A 425-nucleotide genomic window follows, 5' to 3' on the forward strand; every position below is an offset into this window, starting at 1 on the left:
CGCCGGTCACCGTCGTCTTCACGGTGTCCTTCAGGCCGACGATCTCGATTTCCTCGCCGACCTTGACGATGCCGCGCTCGACGCGACCGGTCACCACCGTGCCACGGCCCGAGATCGAGAACACGTCTTCGACCGGCATCAGGAACGGCAGGTCCAGCGGACGCGCCGGCTGCGGGATGTAGTCGTCGACCGTCTTCATCAGCGCCACGACCGCGTCATGGCCGATCGCCTTGTCGCCATTGTCCAGCGCGACCTTGGCCGAACCCTTGGTGATCGGGATTTCGTCGCCCGGGAAGTCGTACTTCGACAGAAGCTCGCGGATCTCCATCTCGACCAGCTCGAGCAGCTCCGCGTCGTCGACCAGGTCGACCTTGTTCATGAACACCACCAGCGCCGGAACGCCGACCTGGCGCGCCAGCAGGATG

General features: G+C 65.2%; 1 protein-coding gene. It reads right to left on the minus strand.

Annotated elements, in window-relative coordinates; translation table 11 throughout:
* A partial coding sequence (locus AC1DRP_RS36900) for a GTP-binding protein (RefSeq protein ID WP_476771188.1) occupies window positions 1-425 on the minus strand: 425 nt, incomplete at both ends.

This window comes from Allobosea sp. 01N443, assembly GCF_056399325.1.